The following is an 18,943-nucleotide window of genomic DNA, read 5'->3' on the forward strand; positions in this document are numbered from 1 at the left end:
AACCAAAATGGTCATCTTTCACTCCGATCTTGAATGGTTCGTAAGATCACAAAGTATCATATCATTTCCCATCTTCTTAATTTTGCTCCATTCTACTCTCACTTCTTGCTGTTCTCTTTTAAAACCTCCCCATTTCCCAGTAGGTATAATAAGCGCTTGTATTTGTCCATCTCTCTCATCAATTTCTAAATCTGCATGACCTAAAACTCCCATTTTTTCTGCTCTTTCTAAATCCACAATCTCTTTGCCACTTAATTCACTTAAACGCATTAAATCTCCCCCTATCCTACTTTTCATGAAGGTTATCCTATAATAAGTACCTATTCTGCATGTATAAAAAAAATAACCGTATCTCATATAAAAGAGATACGGTTATTTCCGAAAGCGAATGAATTACACAATCGATTAAAGTTTCATTCCTTTTGGCAGTTTTCCATCTGGACTAATAAGTGCCGCAGAGAATTCATCGGTAAACATATTGCGAATTAACTCGTCTACATTTTGCTTTGTTACAGTGTTTACACTTTCAATAATCTCATCAAGAGAACGATGTTTACGAAGAAGCAATTCGTTTTTACCATTACGGCTCATACGACTATTCGTACTTTCTAAACTTAACATCAAGTTTCCTTTTAATTGTTCTTTACTGTTAACAAGCTCTTTTTCTGTAATACCTGTATTTTTCAACGTATTTAACGTTTCTTGCATTGTTTCATACAGTGTATCTAACTGTTTGCTACCTGTTCCACCGTAAAGTGTTAACATTCCTGTATCTTCATAAGAAGAGTGATAAGAAAATACTGAGTACGCCAATCCACGTTGCTCACGTACTTCTTGGAATAAACGGCTACTCATACTACCGCCTAAAACATTATTTAATACAATTAAGTTATAAATATCTTCGTGTCCCATTTGCAAGCCTTTATATCCTAAACATAAATGAGCTTGTTCTGTTTCTTTCTTACGTGCTACTTTATTGAAATGGAAGATTGGGCTATGTACTTGTTCACGATTTGTTGTTCCTTCGTAATTACCAAAATATTGCTCTACAGTTTGTAAAAATGCTTCATCAATATTTCCTGCAATTGATACAACAACATTTTCAGGTGTGTAATGATCTTTCATATATTGACGTAACGTATCACCTGTAAATGTTTCAAGCGTTTCTTCTGTTCCTAAAATAGGATATCCAAGCGGATGCGTTTCATATGTTGCTTTCGTTAACATATCATGCACAATATCATCTGGCGCATCTTCGTACATTTTTATTTCTTCACATACAACATTCTTCTCTTTTTTCAGTTCTTCCTCATCAAATGTTGAATTAAAGAACATATCTGCTAAAACATCTAACGCGTATTTAGCATGCTCATCTAGCACTTTCGCGTAGTAACATGTATATTCTTTTGAAGTAAAAGCATTTACTTGTCCACCAATGCTATCAAATGATTCTGCAATCTCTCTTGCACTTCGCGTTTCTGTCCCTTTAAAGAACATATGTTCCAAAAAGTGTGAAACCCCATTATTTTTTTCATTTTCATTTCTTGAACCTGCGTGGATCCATATACCAATCGCAACCGAGCGTACAGTTGGTATATTCTCCATAACAATTCTTACACCATTTTTACACGTATATTTTTTAATCAAAAACTTTCCTCCTAATGCCAGTTTCTCTAAATAATTGCTATTATTTAATGATAACAAGTTTAGAGATGAATGTCATGCAAATGTATTTAATCCACACGTTTTTCATCTAGTAATTCTGTAATATTCCCCACTTTATATCCTTGTTCCTTTAAATTTTTAATCATAGTATCTAGCGCTTCTGTTGTAGATGAAGTAGGATGCATTAGCACAATAGCACCTGGATGTATTTTTCGCATTACTCTCTGCAATAACACACCCGGTTCTGGCCGCTTCCAATCAATTGTATCTACAGTCCACATAATCGTCCCCATTTGGAAATCATCCGCTATTTTTACTACCTCATCCCGAAAGCTTCCGCTTGGCGGAGCAAACCATCTCACTTTCTGATTTGTAGCTGCTTCTATCATTCGATTCGTTTTTTGTAATTGATCTCGTATTTCATCTGTAGACAGCGTTTTCATATCAGGGTGTGTGTAAGAATGATTTCCTACTTCTTGATTTGCATCGACAATCATTTTGGCAAATCGTAAGTTTTCTTTCACCCAGCGTCCTTCTAAAAAGAAAGTCGCCTTCACATCATGTTTTTTCAATACCTCTAATATACGTGGCAAATACTCATTACCCCAGGCCACATTAATTGTTAATCCCACCATTTTTTTATTTGGATGTCCTCGATAAATGGGAGCTGGTGGTAAATCTTCTAAGTGAACACTCGGTGATACTTCCTTAAATTCAAGTTGTTTTTGATCAAACTTCTTGATTTTCTTCATATTATTATAGGACGCTTCTATATCCACTTGTTTTCCATTATACCCAGGCGTCGCCTTCCAAATCTTATCAATCATCGCATTTTGCGGCATAATCTCGTACTGTTTTACATGCTTTTGAATTTCTTCATGCAAGTTATCCTGCGCAAAAACGGAATAAGAGCCAAAACCCACATATAAAGAAAATATAAATATGTACGCTAATATACGAGCTTTCATATAAACCCTCCCATTAACTATAAAAAAGAAACCATTTTCTTCTTATCTTTGTTAATTTGAGCGTTATGATGAAAACTATACCTATACTCACATAAAAATCTAAATGAATCACATTTTTTACATAACAAAAAAAGCCAGCTAAACTGGCTTTCACTTATTGTTGCTCTTGTGCGTTTTCTTCTTTAGCCGCTTCTTCTTTAGCAGCTTCTTTTTCTTGCTCTTCTTTTAGCAATACTTTTCTAGATAAGTTTACACGACCTTGTTTGTCAATCTCGATAACTTTAACTGAAATCTCATCACCGATTTTCACAACGTCTTCTACCTTACCTACACGCTCAAGTGCAAGTTCAGAGATGTGAACAAGTCCATCTTTACCGCTAAATAATTCAACGAACGCACCGAATTTTTCAACACGTTTAACTTTTCCTAAGTAGATTTCGCCTACTTGTACTTCGCGAACGATATCTTCGATAATTTTCTGCGCTTTTTCATTCATCTCTTGATTAATTGATGAAATGAATACTGTACCATCTTGCTCGATGTCAATTTTAACGCCAGTTTCTTCAATGATTTTATTAATCTGTTTACCACTTGGTCCAATAACATCACGAATTTTATCTGGGTTAATTGCCATTGTAATAATCTTCGGAGCATACGCAGATAACTCAATGCGAGGTTCAGCGATAACAGATAACATGTGATTTAGAATGTGCATACGACCAACTTTCGCTTGTTGTAATGCTTCTTCTAAAATCTCACGAGATAAACCATCGATTTTAATGTCCATTTGTAGTGCAGTTACACCTTTTGCAGTACCTGCTACTTTAAAGTCCATATCACCTAAATGATCTTCCATTCCTTGAATATCTGTTAAAATTGTGTAATGCTCACCAGATTTCACTAGACCCATTGCAATACCAGCAACTGGCGCTTTAAGTGGTACACCCGCATCCATCATCGCTAATGTACTACCGCAAATACTCGCTTGTGAAGTTGAACCATTTGATTCTAATACTTCAGATACAAGACGAACTGTATATGGGAAATCCTTTTCAGATGGAAGTACAGGTTCAAGAGCACGTTCTCCTAGTGCACCGTGACCAATTTCACGACGACCTGGTCCACGCATTGGTCTTGTTTCACCAACACTAAATGAAGGGAAATTATAATGGTGCATAAAGCGTTTTGACTCTTCTACACCTAGACCATCTAAAATTTGCACATCGCCTAATGCACCTAATGTACAAATACTTAATGCTTGCGTTTGTCCACGTGTGAATAGACCAGAACCATGTGTACGAGATAAAATGCCAACCTCTGATGCTAAAGGACGAATTTCGTCACCTTTACGACCATCTGGGCGGATTTTTTCAACTGTAATAAGACGACGTACTTCTTCTTTTACAATTTTATATAAAATCTCACTTACTTGTCCTAATGTATCAGCATCAGCTTCCTCAGCTTCGTAATGCTCAATTACACGCTTTTTCACTACGCTAATTGCATCTTCACGTGCATGTTTTTCGTGCACTTGAATTGCAGAATGCATATCTGTCTCAGCCATTTCACGTACAGCTTGGTTCAAATCAGCATCCACTTCATAAAGTTTCACTGCTGTTTTCTCTTTACCGACAGCTTGTACAATCTCTTCTTGGAATGCAATTAGACGTTTAATTTCATCGTGTCCAAACATAATTGCTTCTAACATTGTTTCTTCAGGTACTTGATCCGCTCCTGCTTCAACCATGTTAATTGCATCTTTCGTACCAGCTACAACAAGGTGCATATCACTTTGTTCTTGCTGTTCTACTGTTGGATTAATAACGAACTCGCCATTAATACGACCAACTGTCGCGCCTGCGATTGGACCTTCAAATGGAATATCTGAAATAGATAATGCTAATGAAGAACCAAGCATAGCTGCCATCTCAGAAGAACAGTCTTGATCAACACTCATTACGATGCTGACAACTTGTACTTCATTACGGAAACCATCTGCGAAAAGTGGACGGATTGGACGGTCAATTAAACGACTTGCTAAAATTGCTTTTTCACTTGGACGGCCTTCGCGCTTAATAAAACCGCCTGGGATTTTTCCGACTGCATATAAACGCTCTTCATAGTTTACTGTAAGCGGGAAGAAATCTACATTTTTTGGCTCTTTTGATGCAGTTGCTGTAGATAGAACTGCTGTGTCGCCATATCTTACTAATACTGCTCCGTTTGCTTGTTTTGCAAGCTGACTTGTTTCAATTGTTAGCTGACGACCAGCTAAATCTATCGAGAAGACTTGCTTTTCCTGACTCATTTAAGTACCCCTCTCAATTTAAAATATTCAATTCTTCTATGTAAATGGATAGTATATCACAATATTCTTTCCTCTAGTATTGCCGAAAATTAAGTAAGCTATAAAGAGTAGAAGATATATTTTTACCTAACAAAAAAGCGGGAATATTCCCGCTTCTTTGACTATCGACGTAAGCCAAGCTTTGTGATTAATTCACGGTAACGTGTGATATCGCTATTACGAAGGTAAGTAAGTAAGTTACGACGTTTACCAACCATCTTTAATAGACCACGACGTGAATGATGATCCTTCTTGTGAGTACGTAAGTGCTCGTTTAGAGTGTTAATTTGCTCCGTTAGGACAGCAATTTGAACCTCTGGAGAACCAGTATCAGTCTCATGAGTTCTAAATTGTGCAATGATTTCATTTTTACGCTCTTGTGTTAAAGCCATCCTATTTCACCTCCTAATAATTAAACCCCCAGTTACCTAGCAAGCATCGGTGAGTCGCAATGCCAAGTAATGGTTGTCATAAAGTACATAACATAGAATACTACTTTTCATTTGAAAAAGCAAGTATATTCTTTACGCTCGCAAAATATTCTTGGGCGACCTTTTTATCTTGAGCGATTTGCGTAACTAACTCATCAATTCCATTAAACTTTTTTTCTTCTCTTATACGCATGTGCCACTCCACTGTAACACTTTGATCGTATATGTCTTTATTAAATTCAAATAGATGCACTTCAATAGATAATTGACGCTCATTCTCTTTGAAAGTTGGTTTATATCCGATATTACATACACCATCATGCCATTCATCATGAACCTTCAACCTTACCGCATATACACCTACAGATGGCAACAGGTATTCATCACTTAAACCTACATTTGCAGTTGGAAAACCAATTTGACGTCCACGCTTATCACCGTGTACAACTGTTCCTTCTACCGTGTAAGCTCTCCCTAAAATAGATGGAATTTGTTCCATTTCACCGTTTCGAATTAACTTTCGTAATGAAGTAGAACTTACTTTTTCTTCTTGATATTCAACTTTTTCGATCACGGTTTGTGTAAACTCCCCTCTTGCATGAAATGGTAAAGTCTCCATCTTCCCTTTTCCTAAACGTCCATATGAATAATCAAAGCCTGCTACTACATGCTTTACATTTAAACCGATAATATACTCATCGACAAACTGTTGTGGCAATAATCCAGCAAATGGCTCATCGAATTTCACCACATATAAGATATCAATTCCTAAACTTGCGATGATTTCTTCTTTAAGACGCATCGGTGTAATATACTCCACATGCGCTTCTTTTTTCCCTAATACAACAGATGGGTGTGGATGGAACGTCATGACAGCACTTTTACATCCTCTTTCATCCGCTATTTTTTTCGCTGTTCGAATCACACGTTGATGTCCTAAATGAATGCCATCAAAATATCCTAATGCCATTACAGTAGGTGGTAATTCTATTTTATTTTGTTCATGTGGATGAGTTAAATGAATAAGTTTCACGCTTGAATTCACCTTTTTCTGTAATAATCCTTCCAATAATTCATTATAGCTTTAGTTCTTGATTATTCACAAGTACTTTCATTGGCTTTAGCATGCCAGGGTGTTTTGGGTGATGCTCATAAATTGCTAAGCAACGATCATTTTTATCAAATACTGTAATAAATGGTGCTGTTGTTTCTAATTCATTCTTTAAGAACATACCGTTCTTTATTTTTTCAGCTTGCTTTTCATCTACAACCATTTTTGGAAACTTACTTAGTGCCTCATCAATTGAGATGAAAATAGACTCTACTGTTCCATTTTGCACGTTTTCTTCAATTTCTTCAAATGATATGCAATCTTCTAGTAAAAATTCACCAGATGCTGTTCTTACAAGGTGAGACATATGTGATGGAAATCCAAGTTTTTCACCAATCATTACTGCTAGTGTTCTTACATATGTTCCTTTACTACACGTTACACGGAAACGAAATGAAATGTTTTCTCCTTCAAAAACTTCACGTTCATCAAGTAATACAAATTCATGAATTGTAATTGTACGAACTGGACGTTCAACTTCTTGTCCTGCCCTTGCATATTCGTATAGTTTTTTTCCGTTAACTTTTACAGCTGAGAACATCGGTGGCATTTGTTCAATTGTCCCTGTTAGTTCCGCTAGTACCTCTTCTACTTCTTTACGTGTAATGACACGATTTACATCTTGTTTCTCCACAACTTCACCAGAAGCATCTTCTGTTGTTGTTGAAAACCCTAATGTCACTTCACCTTCGTATGTTTTTGTTTCACTTGTTAAAAATTGCGCAATTTTTGTTGCACGCCCAACGCAAATAGGTAATACTCCTGTTACATCTGGATCCAGTGTCCCTGTATGACCAATTCGTTTCTCACGTAATATCTTTCTTAATTTGAACACACAATCATGTGATGTCATTCCTTTTGGCTTATGTAATAATACTACACCTTCCATATATTCACCTCATCGTTATTCTTTTATAGTAATTGCAATTATGCAAAACTTATTTTACATTGAAAAAATGGATAGACAAATGTCTATCCATTATTCTTCACGTTTACCGTCTTTATTAATTTCATGTAAAAGTGTATCAATTCGATGACCATATCCGATAGACTCATCAAACTCAAAGGTAATTTCTGGTGTTTTACGAAGACGAATACGTTGGCCAATTTCTGAACGAATAAAGCCTTTTGCCTTCGCTAAACCTTTTAATGTATTTTCTTTCTGTTCTTCGTCACCTAAAACAGAAATGTATACTTTAGCAATTTGCAAATCTCCACTTACTTGTACATCTGTTACTGTAACAAATCCAATACGTGGGTCTTTAATTTTACGACTGATAATGTCGCCTAATTCTTTTTTCATTTGCTCGCCCACACGGTTCGCACGTAATTTCATAACTCTTCACCTCATTCAATACCATTCCAAATGTGTTATCGTACGTTCAATTTCAGGAAATGAATCGATATACTCAAGTACACGATTCATTTCTTTTTCACAGACAACACGATTTGAGGATACGGAAACAATTGCAATTTCTGTACGTTGCCATACATCTTGATGCCCAACTTCAGAAACAGCTACATTATAGCGCTGTTTCACACGAGTTAACACACGTTGCAAAATTGCTCGTTTCTCTTTTAAAGAATGCACATCGTAAATCATACACTCGAATGATAGTGAAGCGATAATCATCGCTTCACTTCTTCCATAACGTATGCTTCAATGATGTCCCCTTCTTTAAGATCATTATATCTCTCAATTGTAATACCACACTCATAGTTTTGTGCAACTTCTTTTACGTCGTCTTTGAAACGTTTTAACGTATCAAGTTTTCCTTCGAAGACTACTACGCCATCACGGATAATACGAACGCCACTATCACGTGTAATTTTACCGTCTATTACGTAACAACCTGCGATTGTTCCAACTTTTGTTACTTTGAATGTTTGACGAACTTCCGCTTGACCGATTACTTTTTCTTCGAATTCTGGATCCAGCATACCTTGCATTGCTGATTCAATTTCTTCGATTACTTTATAGATAATACGGTGTAAACGAACATCAACTTTCTCTAATTCAGCTGTACGCTTCGCATTCACATCAGGGCGTACGTTAAATCCAATTACAATTGCATTAGATGCAGAAGCTAAAATAACATCAGATTCTGTAATCGCACCTACGCCTGTATGAATAATTTTCACTTTTACGCCTTCAACATCAATTTTACGAAGTGATGCTGCCATTGCTTCTACAGAACCTTGTACGTCTGCTTTCACAATTAAGTTAATTTCTTTTACATCGCCCTCTTGGATTTGTTGGAATAAATCTTCTAGGCTGAATTTAGATTTCTCACCACGTTGTGCAACTAACGCTTCTTGTGCACGTGATTCACCGATTTGACGAGCTTTCTTCTCATCAGCGAATGCCATGAAACGATCTCCCGCTTGTGGCACTTCATTTAAACCTGTAATTTCAACAGGAGTTGATGGACCAGCAACTTTTACACGACGACCAATATCACTTACCATTGCACGAACACGACCGAATGATGTTCCAACAACAATTGGATCTCCAACTCGAAGTGTACCGTTTTGAACAAGTAATGTCGCGATAGTTCCTTTACCTTTATCAAGCTGTGCTTCAATTACAGTACCAGCTGCATAGCGATTTGGATTTGCTTTATATTCTTCTACTTCACTCACAAGAAGGATCATTTCTAGTAAGTTGTCAATTCCCTCGCCTTGAATCGCAGAAATTGGTACGAAAATCGTGTCTCCGCCCCAAGCTTCTGGAACTAATTCATATTCTGTTAATTCTTGCATTACACGATCAGGATTTGCCGCTGGTTTATCCATTTTATTCACAGCAACAATAATTGGTACTCCAGCTGCTTTCGCATGGCTAATCGCTTCAACTGTTTGTGGCATGACACCGTCATCAGCTGCAACAACAAGAATTGTAATATCTGTTACTTGTGCACCACGAGCACGCATTGTTGTAAATGCCGCGTGACCTGGTGTATCTAAGAACGTAATTTTCTTATCATTTACATCAACTTGGTATGCACCGATATGCTGAGTAATTCCACCAGCTTCGCCAGCAGTTACTTTTGAATTACGGATAGAGTCAAGCAATGTTGTTTTACCATGGTCAACGTGTCCCATAATTGTAACAACAGCTGGACGTTCTTTTAAGTTTTCTTCATCATCTTGCTCATCGATGAATGTTTCAAATTCAGTTTCACTTACAACTACTTCTTCTTCTACTTCAATACCGTAATCAGTTGCAATTAACTCAATTGTATCTTTATCTAAGTCTTGGTTAATTGTTGCCATAATTCCTAGCATGAAGAGCTTTTTAATAATTTCAGATGGCTCTTTGCTTAACTTTTTAGCAAGGTCACCTACTGTAAGGCTTCCAGAGAAAGTGATTTTATCTGGCGTTTCCACTATTTGTGTTTGTTGTCTTCCAGCAAAGTTATCTTGACGTTTGTCTTCATTTGCTTTGCCTTTTTTCTTATTCTTATTGCTGTTCTTTTTACTGCGAACAACTTTCTCTTCTACTTCAAACTCATCTGCAACAGAAGGTTTTTCCGCTCCAGTGTTATATTGATTATCTAATTTGTTTACTACTTCATCTTCTAACATTGTCATATGATTCGAAACCTCGATATTCATCTCTTTTAGTTTTGTCATAAGATCTTTACTTGAGATATTATTTTTTTTTGCATATTCATGTACTCGAATTTTACTCATACCTTCACCCCCGGTAATTTGTATCGAGCATGCTACGTAGCTTTTTCGCAAAGCCTTCATCTAAAATAGCTACAACGACTCGCTCGTCTCTCCCAATCGCATGCCCTAATTGTTGTCGATTTTCGACTTTTCTCATTGGTATGTTGTAGTACGTGGTTTTATCAATGATGCGTTTTGTAGTGTTCGCTGACGCATCTTCAGAAAGCAATACTAGCTTTGCTTTGCCACTTCGTACTTCTTTTAAAACGAGTTCTTCACCCGAAATAATTTTTCGAGCGCGGTTTGCTAGTCCTAAAAATGATTTCCAATCAGACACTTATTTCGACTCCTTCTCAACAAGCTCAAGAAGCTCTTCGTACAGAGAACTGTCGATTTTCGCTTTTAGATGATGTTCCAAAATGTTTTTCTTTTGGGCTTGAATAATGCTTTCTTTATCTTTTGATAAATATGCACCTCGTCCTGATTTTTTTCCTGATAAATCAATAGACACTTCGCCCTCTTTGGAACGAACAATGCGAACTAGCTCTCGTTTTGATTTCATCTCTTGCGTCGCAATACATTTTCGTAACGGAACTTTTCGATTGCTCATACTCATCACCTCTATTCGATTTCGTCTTCAGCTGAATCGAATCCGAATGCGATTACGTTATCTTCTTCTGTCACAATACCAAGTTGTTTCGCATCAGACTCACTTTTAATATCAATTTTCCAGCCTGTTAATTTAGCTGCAAGACGCGCATTTTGTCCACGCTTACCAATCGCTAATGAAAGCTGGTGATCTGGAACAACAACAGTTGTTGCTTTCTCTGCTTCATCTACAAGTACTTTAACAACCTGTGATGGACTTAAAGCATTTGCAACATATTCAACTGGGTCATTCGACCAGCGAACGATGTCAATCTTTTCACCTTTTAGTTCATCTACAACGCGTTGTACACGTTGTCCTTTCGGTCCTACACAAGAACCTACTGGATCAACATCGATATTCTCTGCATATACAGAAATTTTAGAACGGTCGCCTGCTTCACGTGCTACAGAGCGAATTTCTACAGTTCCATCATAAATTTCTGGAACTTCCATTTCGAATAAACGTTTTAAAAGACCAGGATGTGTACGTGATACGTAAATTTGTGGTCCTTTTGTTGTCTTTTCTACTTTTGTAATAAATACGCGAATACGATCATGTGGTTTATATTGCTCATTTGGCATTTGCTCACTTACAGGTAATAAAGCTTCTACTTTACCTAAGCTTACATAGATGAAACGAGCATCTTGGCGCTGTACAATACCAACCATAATGTCTTCTTCACGATCACTAAATTCTGAATAAATAACACCACGTTCCGCCTCACGAACTCGCTGTGTTACAACTTGTTTTGCAGTTTGCGCTGCAATACGACCAAAATCTTTTGGCGTTACTTCAATTTCTAGTACATCGCCATCTTGGTAGTTTGGATTAATTTGTCTTGCCTCTTCTACAGAGATTTCAAGACGTGGATCAAATACATTATCCACAACGTCCTTACGTGCTAAAACTTGAATTGTTCCCACTTCTGGGTTAAAGCTCACACGAACGTTTTGTGCTTGGTTGAAATTGCGTTTATAAGCAGAGATTAATGCTGCTTCAATCGCATCAATAATAATATCTTTACTAATACCTTTTTCTGACTCTAATACGAGCAAAGCATCTAACAACTCAGTGCTCATGAAGATCCCCCTTCTTACTAAAACGTAACAGCAAGTCGCGCATTCGCAACTTTATCCATTGGAATTTGGATTTCTTTTTTACGTGTTTTAATTGTTAATAGTAGTGTAATTGTAGTACCGTCGTAGGAAAGTAGCTTTCCTTCAAACATCTTCTCACCATCAATCGGCTCATATGTTTTAATTGCCACTTGTTTTCCTATCGCTTGCTGGAAGTCTTTCTCTTTCTTTAATGGGCGTTCCGCTCCAGGAGATGATACATCCAAAAAGTAAAGATGAGGAATTGGATCCTCTTTATCTAAAGCTTCGCTTAAACGTTCACTTACCGCACCGCATTCTTCAATGTCGACTCCCTTTTCAGAATCGATGAATACGCGTAAGAACCAGTCTTGTCCTTCTTGCACATACTCTACATCTACAAGTTCAAGATTTAACTCTTCAACGATTGGCTGCGCAAATGCTTCTACAACTTCTGTGACTTTCTTATCCATAAACAGCCTCCTTCCTGCCGCCATGTACCATTTACAAGAAAAGATCCCGTTCATAAAGACGGTCTATCTTATTCTTTCTCGTTAGCTAACAAAAGCCCCTGCCGTTAAGCAGGGAATATCTGTCTTAGTATTACCAAATTTAAGAAGTAAAACTTGTAACAAAATATGTATATACGACAGAAATATCTTTACTATCTACATGAACAAAATGTAGATAGTAACACGAAAGAGTGGGTTTCCCCACTCTCTTTTTCACAAAATATACATGACATGGTTATCTCGATTTACAGTATACCATAGCAAATGTTGATTTGCAAAGACTTTTCCTACCTATTAGAACAGTGACAATTGGTTTTGATCCGGTAAATCTCCTAGACAACCTTGACCATCTAAATACTCAATAATTGTTTTAGAAACCTTACTGCGCTGCTGTAAGTCTTCTTTTGATAAGAAATCACCATTTTTACGAGCTTCAACAATACTGAAAGCTGCGTTTGTACCAAGACCAGGCACTGCATTAAATGGAGGAATTAAAGTATCCCCATCAATTATAAATTCAGTTGCATGCGAGCGGTATAAATCAACCTTTTGGAATGAATAACCACGCTCACACATTTCAAGTGTCATTTCTAGTACCGTTAATAAACTCTTCTCTTTCGGTGCTGCATCCAATCCTTTTTGTGCAATTTCATCAATTTTTACACGTATGGATGCTGAACCTTTCGCCATCGCCTCTACATCAAAGTCATCTGCACGAACTGTAAAATATGCCGCATAGAATAAAAGCGCGAAATGTACTTTAAAGTATGCGATACGTACAGCCATAAGTACGTAAGCAGCCGCATGGGCTTTAGGGAACATGTACTTAATCTTCTTACATGAATCAATATACCAACCTGGTACATTGTTATTTCTCATTTCCTCTTCCCATTCTTCTGGTACCCCTTTACCTTTACGCACCGACTCCATGATTTTGAAGGCTAATGATGGATCCAAGCCTTGATAAATTAAATATACCATGATGTCATCACGACAACCGATAACTTCACTCAGTGTACACGTACCGTTATAAATTAATTCATTCGCATTACCTAACCATACATCTGTACCATGGGACAGTCCAGAAATTTGGACAAGCTCTGAAAACGTCGTTGGTTTCGTTTCTTCTAACATTTGTCTTACGAATTTCGTACCAAACTCTGGTATACCAAGTGTACCTGTTTTACAGTTAATTTGTTCTTCCGTTACCCCTAAAGATTCTGGACCAGAGAAAATCTTCATTACTTCTGGATCATCCGTTGGGATTGTTTTCGGGTCAATACCACTTAAATCTTGAAGCATACGAATAACAGTCGGATCATCGTGTCCTAATATATCAAGTTTCAATAAATTATCATGAATTGAGTGGAAGTCAAAGTGCGTTGTTCTCCACTCAGCACCTATTGAATCAGCAGGAAACTGAATTGGTGAAAAGTCAAAAATATCCATGTAATCTGGTACAACGATAATACCACCTGGATGCTGTCCGGTTGTACGCTTTACACCTGTACATCCCGCAACTAAGCGATCAATCTCTGCATTTCGAATTGTTAAGTTATGATCATTAGCATAACCTTTCACATACCCATAAGCGGTTTTTTCCGCAACCGTACCAATTGTTCCTGCGCGGTATACATAATCTTCACCGAACAATACTTTCGTATAGTTATGGGCGCGTGGTTGGTATTCTCCGGAGAAATTCAAATCGATATCGGGTACCTTATCCCCTTTAAATCCAAGGAACGTTTCGAAAGGAATGTCATGTCCATCTTTCACATATGGCACATTACATTTTGGGCATTCTTTATCTGGCAAATCAAAACCAGAACCTACAGAACCGTCATTAAAGAACTCTGATTGTTTACACTCTGGACATACATAGTGCGGTGGTAATGGGTTTACTTCTGTAATTTCCATCATCGTTGCAACAAATGATGAACCTACCGATCCACGCGAACCTACTAAATAACCGTCTACTAACGATTTTTTCACAAGCTTATGTGAAATTAAATAAATAACGGCGAATCCATGTCCAATAATACTTTTCAATTCTTTTTCCAAACGAGCTTCTACAATTTCCGGTAGTTCATCTCCATAGATACTTCGTGCCATTACATAGCTCATATCACGTGTTTCATCATCGGCACCTTCAATTTTCGGTGTATATAAATCATCTTTTACTGGATGAACATCACCAATTAATGATGCAATCTTGTGTGTATTTGTCACAACAATTTCTTTTGCTTTGTCTTCACCTAAAAATGAAAAACAATCTAGCATTTCATTTGTTGTACGGAAATGTACAGGCGGTAATGAATGGCGATTTAACGGATTAGCTCCGCCCTGCGAACTGACTAAAATTTTCCGATATATCGCGTCCTCTGGATCTAAATAATGCACATTCCCAGTAGCAACAACTGGCTTATCTAACGTCTCACCTAGTTTTACTAGGTTAGAAATTATTGTTTTTAACTGTCCTTCATCTCGAACAAGTTCACGTTCTACTAAATGACGTAACACTTCTGGAGGCATGACCTCAATATAATCGTAGAACTGCGCAATTTCTTCTACTTCTTCAGGCGCTTTTTGCATCATAGCTTCAAACACTTCACCTTTGTCACAAGCTGTTCCTACTATAATGCCTTCACGATATTTTTTTAATAGTGATCGTGGTACACGTGGTACACGATAAAAGTAATTCAAGTGAGAATATGAAACAAGTTTATATAAATTTTTCAACCCAACATCTGATGTGGCAAGTAATGTCATATGACTTGGACGCCCACGTTTATATGCATCCCCTTGTCCCATACTATCGTTTAGTTGATCGTGATATTCAAATCCCTTTTCAATCACATCTTTTAACATCTTCACAAGTAAATATCCCGTTGCTTCTGTATCATAAATCGCACGGTGATGTTGCGTTAATTCAATATCAAGCTTTTTACACATCGTATTTAATCGATGATTTTTCATTTCTGGGAATAAGAACCGTGCAAGTTCTAACGTATCAATAACTGGATTTTTCGTTTTTTCTATCCCAGCCTTTTTAAAGCCTACGTTAATAAAGCCCATATCGAAGCTTGCGTTATGAGCAACAAGCGTATGGTCACCCATCCATTCCTCAAACTTTTTAAGCACTTCGTCCACTTCTGGTGCATCAGTTAACATATCATCTGTAATACCTGTTAGTTCAATAATCGTTGCCGATAATGGTTGATGAGGATTTGCGAAAGATTCAAAGCGATCAATAATTTCGCCACCTTTTATCTTTACAGCAGCTAACTCAATGACTGTATCATATACAGCAGATAGCCCTGTTGTCTCAACGTCAAAGACAACATATGTTTCTTCTGCAAGTAGACGATGTGCTTCGTTATACGCTATTGGCACACCATCATTAACTAAATTCGCTTCTACACCATATAGAACTTTAACTCCAGCCTTTTTACCAGCAGAATATGCTTCTGGGAATGACTGTGCAACAGCATGGTCTGTAACTGCAATAGCCTCATGCCCCCATTTTCCTGCTTGGGCAACGAGCTTAGAAACAGAAGTAACAGCATCCATTTGACTCATTGGAGTATGAAGATGAAGTTCTACTCTTTTTTCCCCTTCTTTTGCTTTATCTTTACGAGAAGGCCCCGTTATTTCATTTATATCATTTGCGATCATAACTAAATCACGTACGAATGTATCATTTTGAACTGAACCACGCGCTTTTACCCACGTTCCTTTTTTCAAGGATTGTAACATCGGGATGTCTTCTTTATCACGTGAGAACATCTTAATCATAATAGAGTTCGTATAGTCCGTTATCTTTAAAGTTAATAACGTACGTCCACTACGAAGTTCTTTCGTCTCTACATGGAAAACATACCCTTGAACGGTTTTTCTTCTTTCTTCATCTTGAATTTCACGCAGCGGCGTAATCTCTTCATCTGGCTTAATAAGATAACCAAGCACAACTGGTCCTTCATGAACAACATCACTTTCTTCAGCTTGCTTTTTAGCCATCTCTTCCATAGCCTGTATAACTCGTTGACGATCTTCTTCCTGTGTTTGCTCACGAAACTTTTGCATTTCTTCTGCATTTTGCTTTATATGTGTGTCTAACTGAAAACGTGGGAATCCAAAAGCTTCGTATTGATCACCTACTGGTTTCGCAACGTTTTTCTTTAAAGCAGTAGATTCCAGCTCATTATTCACATTTACTAGCAACTTCACGCCATTGACCTGCGGAAGTTGCTTCTTTAAGTACGCGAACATAGGTGAAAATGTAATTCGTTCTGTACAAAGCGGCCAATATGCCTTCACTTCTTCTTCTGTAAATTGTTTATTCTCTGTTTCTAATGCAAATGTTGTTCTTGCAATATGAGAAAATGATTGCTTAAGCTTTGTTTCTAGCAACTCATATAATTCTGTCGGCAAAATACGTGGCACTTGTAAGTCAAAATGCCAACTTTTATTCGCTTTATCAATAACTAGCTTTTCAATACCACCGCCATGTAAATATTGATTTATAAGGTCTTCTGGTATTTGCAACTGTTGGAGCAAAATTTGAAATCGCTCTTGTTGTTCATTTGTTAATGACATAAGCACTCTCCTTCCATTTGCTATTATAAATTGAAACGTACTACAAAGAAAGATTTCTCCCTTCTTCTTTTACAAAATACGTTTACAAAGAAAGAGAAGGTACCTCATTACGAGGTACCTCTTCTTATTTTAAAATATTAGCAATATATGTTTGAAGTTCTTCTACTTTCACTTCTTCAGACTCGCCTGTAGCACGTACTTTCACTTCTACAATACCTTCATCTGCTTTTTTACCAACTGTAACACGAACTGGAAGACCGAATAAATCTGCATCTGCAAATTTAACACCTGCACGTTCTGCACGATCATCTAGTAATACTTCGTATCCTTGCTCTTGTAATGAGTTGTAGATATTTTCACCCATTTCACGTTGTGCATCAGATTTCATATTTACTGGAATTACATGCACATGGAACGGTGCAACAGCTTTTGGCCAAACTAAACCGTTCTCATCATTAAACTGCTCTGCAATTGCTGCCACTGTACGAGATACACCGATACCGTAACAACCCATAATAAGTGGTTTTGTTTTTCCGTTTTCATCTAGGAACGTTGCGTTCATTGCTTCACTATAACGAGTTCCTAATTTGAATACATGACCAACTTCAATTCCACGTGCGAAAAGAATTGTTCCATTTCCATCTGGAGATTGGTCTCCTTCTTGGATGAAGCGTAAATCTGTATATTGACTTACTTTAAAGTCACGTTCTGGATTTACATTTACATAATGGAATCCTTCTTCGTTCGCTCCTGAACATCCATTGACAATTGATGCTACAGCATGGTCAGCGATAATTTCGATATCTCCTGTAACACCAATCGGTCCTAAAGAACCCACTTCACAGTTTAATAACTCTTTTATTTCTTCATGTGAAGCAAGCTCAACGACTGAAGCTCCGTATACATTCTTCACTTTTACATCATTGACTTCATGATCGCCACGAACAAGTACTACTACTAATTTCTCATCTACTTTAAACACCATAGATTTAATGCATTTTTCCGCTGCAACATTTAAGAATGCAGATACTTCTTCAATAGCTTTTTGATCTGGAGTTGCTACTTTTTCAAGTGCTTTTTCGGCTTCATCACTCTTCGTATACGTAGCAACAACAGGAGCCATTTCAATATTTGCCGCATAATCAGATGTATCAGAATACGCAATTGTATCTTCACCTACATCAGATAACACCATAAATTCGTGTGTATCTTTTCCACCCATTGCTCCAGAATCAGCGATAACTGCACGGAAATTCAAACCACAACGAGCAAAGATATTAGAATACGCTTTGTATAAACCGCTATATACTTCATCCAAACTTTCTTGTGTTGCATGGAAAGAATACGCATCTTTCATTAAAAATTCTCTTCCGCGTAATAAACCGAAACGTGGTCTTTGCTCATCACGGAATTTTGTTTGAATTTGATATAATGTTAATGGTAGTTTTTTGTATGATTTAATTTCATCACGTACAAGATCTGTAATTACTTCCTCATGAGTTGCCCCTAGCGCAAACTCGCGTGCATTACGATCTTTCATACGCATTAATTCTGATCCGTAAGAATACCAACGGCCTGATTCTTGCCATAATTCAGAAGCTTGCATAGCTGGCATTAATAGTTCTACTGCCCCTGCGCGCTCCATTTCTTCACGAACAATACGTTCTACTTTGTGTAACACTTTTAAACCAAATGGTAGAAAACTATAAATACCAGAAGCATTTTGACGCATAAACCCTGCGCGAAGTAATAATTGATGACTCTTAATTTCAGCATCTGCTGGAACTTCACGTAATGTAGGACTGAATACCATACTTTGTTTCATTTATTCGCACCTCTTCATTTTACTCTTACACGCAATAAAATCCCTCACCTCGAGTTAGGTGAGGGATTTT

16 protein-coding genes are annotated in these 18,943 nt (G+C 37.2%); all 16 read right to left on the bottom strand.

Annotation, left to right across the window (positions count from 1 at the left end):
* Window positions 1-18: 18 nt before the first annotated feature.
* On the bottom strand, window positions 19-270 hold the full coding sequence (locus tag EXW56_RS18050; protein ID WP_002111359.1) for a YlmC/YmxH family sporulation protein: 252 nt from the start codon (window positions 268-270) through the stop codon (window positions 19-21).
* A 135-nt stretch (window positions 271-405) separates the two neighbouring features.
* Entirely contained in the window at window positions 406-1,647 is a 1,242-nt protein-coding gene (locus EXW56_RS18055) for a M16 family metallopeptidase (protein ID WP_002111360.1), read from the bottom strand.
* A gap of 86 nt (window positions 1,648-1,733) precedes the next feature.
* The gene (locus EXW56_RS18060; protein ID WP_002111361.1) at window positions 1,734-2,633 is read right to left on the bottom strand and encodes a polysaccharide deacetylase family protein; all 900 of its coding nucleotides are present in this window, start codon (window positions 2,631-2,633) and stop codon (window positions 1,734-1,736) included.
* A 154-nt stretch (window positions 2,634-2,787) separates the two neighbouring features.
* Window positions 2,788-4,941, bottom strand: a complete 2,154-nt coding sequence (gene pnp / locus EXW56_RS18065) for a polyribonucleotide nucleotidyltransferase (protein WP_215596831.1) — start codon at window positions 4,939-4,941, stop codon at window positions 2,788-2,790.
* A gap of 161 nt (window positions 4,942-5,102) precedes the next feature.
* Window positions 5,103-5,372: a 30S ribosomal protein S15 gene (gene rpsO / locus EXW56_RS18070; RefSeq protein ID WP_001229392.1), complete on the bottom strand. Its 270-nt coding sequence runs from the start codon at window positions 5,370-5,372 to the stop codon at window positions 5,103-5,105.
* 100 nt (window positions 5,373-5,472) lie between these two features.
* Window positions 5,473-6,444 (bottom strand): bifunctional riboflavin kinase/FAD synthetase, encoded by a 972-nt coding sequence (gene ribF, locus EXW56_RS18075; protein WP_002111363.1) that lies wholly within the window; start codon window positions 6,442-6,444, stop codon window positions 5,473-5,475.
* 43 nt (window positions 6,445-6,487) lie between these two features.
* Window positions 6,488-7,411, bottom strand: a complete 924-nt coding sequence (truB, locus tag EXW56_RS18080; RefSeq protein WP_002033681.1) for a tRNA pseudouridine(55) synthase TruB — start codon at window positions 7,409-7,411, stop codon at window positions 6,488-6,490.
* Between the two features lie 90 nt (window positions 7,412-7,501).
* A complete protein-coding gene (rbfA, locus tag EXW56_RS18085; RefSeq protein WP_000776437.1) occupies window positions 7,502-7,858 on the bottom strand; it encodes a 30S ribosome-binding factor RbfA in 357 nt (118 codons plus the stop codon).
* Window positions 7,859-7,873: 15 nt separating this feature from the next.
* Window positions 7,874-8,155, bottom strand: a complete 282-nt coding sequence (locus tag EXW56_RS18090; protein WP_002088157.1) for a DUF503 domain-containing protein — start codon at window positions 8,153-8,155, stop codon at window positions 7,874-7,876.
* Window positions 8,152-10,218, bottom strand: a complete 2,067-nt coding sequence (gene infB, locus EXW56_RS18095; RefSeq protein WP_002111364.1) for a translation initiation factor IF-2 — start codon at window positions 10,216-10,218, stop codon at window positions 8,152-8,154. Before infB ends, EXW56_RS18090 begins: the two co-directional genes overlap by 4 nt.
* Before the next feature lie 4 nt (window positions 10,219-10,222).
* Complete coding sequence (locus EXW56_RS18100) at window positions 10,223-10,534, bottom strand: YlxQ family RNA-binding protein (protein ID WP_002111365.1); 312 nt, start codon at window positions 10,532-10,534, stop codon at window positions 10,223-10,225.
* Window positions 10,535-10,807 carry an RNase P modulator RnpM gene (gene rnpM / locus EXW56_RS18105; protein WP_002088161.1) on the bottom strand — a complete coding sequence of 91 codons (273 nt, stop codon included), beginning with the start codon at window positions 10,805-10,807 and terminating at the stop codon, window positions 10,535-10,537.
* Between the two features lie 11 nt (window positions 10,808-10,818).
* The gene (gene nusA, locus EXW56_RS18110) at window positions 10,819-11,925 is read right to left on the bottom strand and encodes a transcription termination factor NusA (RefSeq protein ID WP_002111366.1); all 1,107 of its coding nucleotides are present in this window, start codon (window positions 11,923-11,925) and stop codon (window positions 10,819-10,821) included.
* 17 nt (window positions 11,926-11,942) lie between these two features.
* Window positions 11,943-12,413: a ribosome maturation factor RimP gene (rimP, locus tag EXW56_RS18115; RefSeq protein WP_002111367.1), complete on the bottom strand. Its 471-nt coding sequence runs from the start codon at window positions 12,411-12,413 to the stop codon at window positions 11,943-11,945.
* 333 nt (window positions 12,414-12,746) lie between these two features.
* Entirely contained in the window at window positions 12,747-17,048 is a 4,302-nt protein-coding gene (locus tag EXW56_RS18120) for a PolC-type DNA polymerase III (RefSeq protein ID WP_215596832.1), read from the bottom strand.
* A 124-nt stretch (window positions 17,049-17,172) separates the two neighbouring features.
* Window positions 17,173-18,873, bottom strand: a complete 1,701-nt coding sequence (locus tag EXW56_RS18125) for a proline--tRNA ligase (protein ID WP_215557377.1) — start codon at window positions 18,871-18,873, stop codon at window positions 17,173-17,175.
* Between the last annotated feature and the right edge of the window lie 70 nt (window positions 18,874-18,943).

Origin of the sequence: Bacillus mycoides (assembly GCF_018742245.1) — a bacterium.
In the GTDB taxonomy this organism is placed as follows: Bacteria; Bacillota; Bacilli; order Bacillales; family Bacillaceae_G; genus Bacillus_A; species Bacillus_A cereus_U.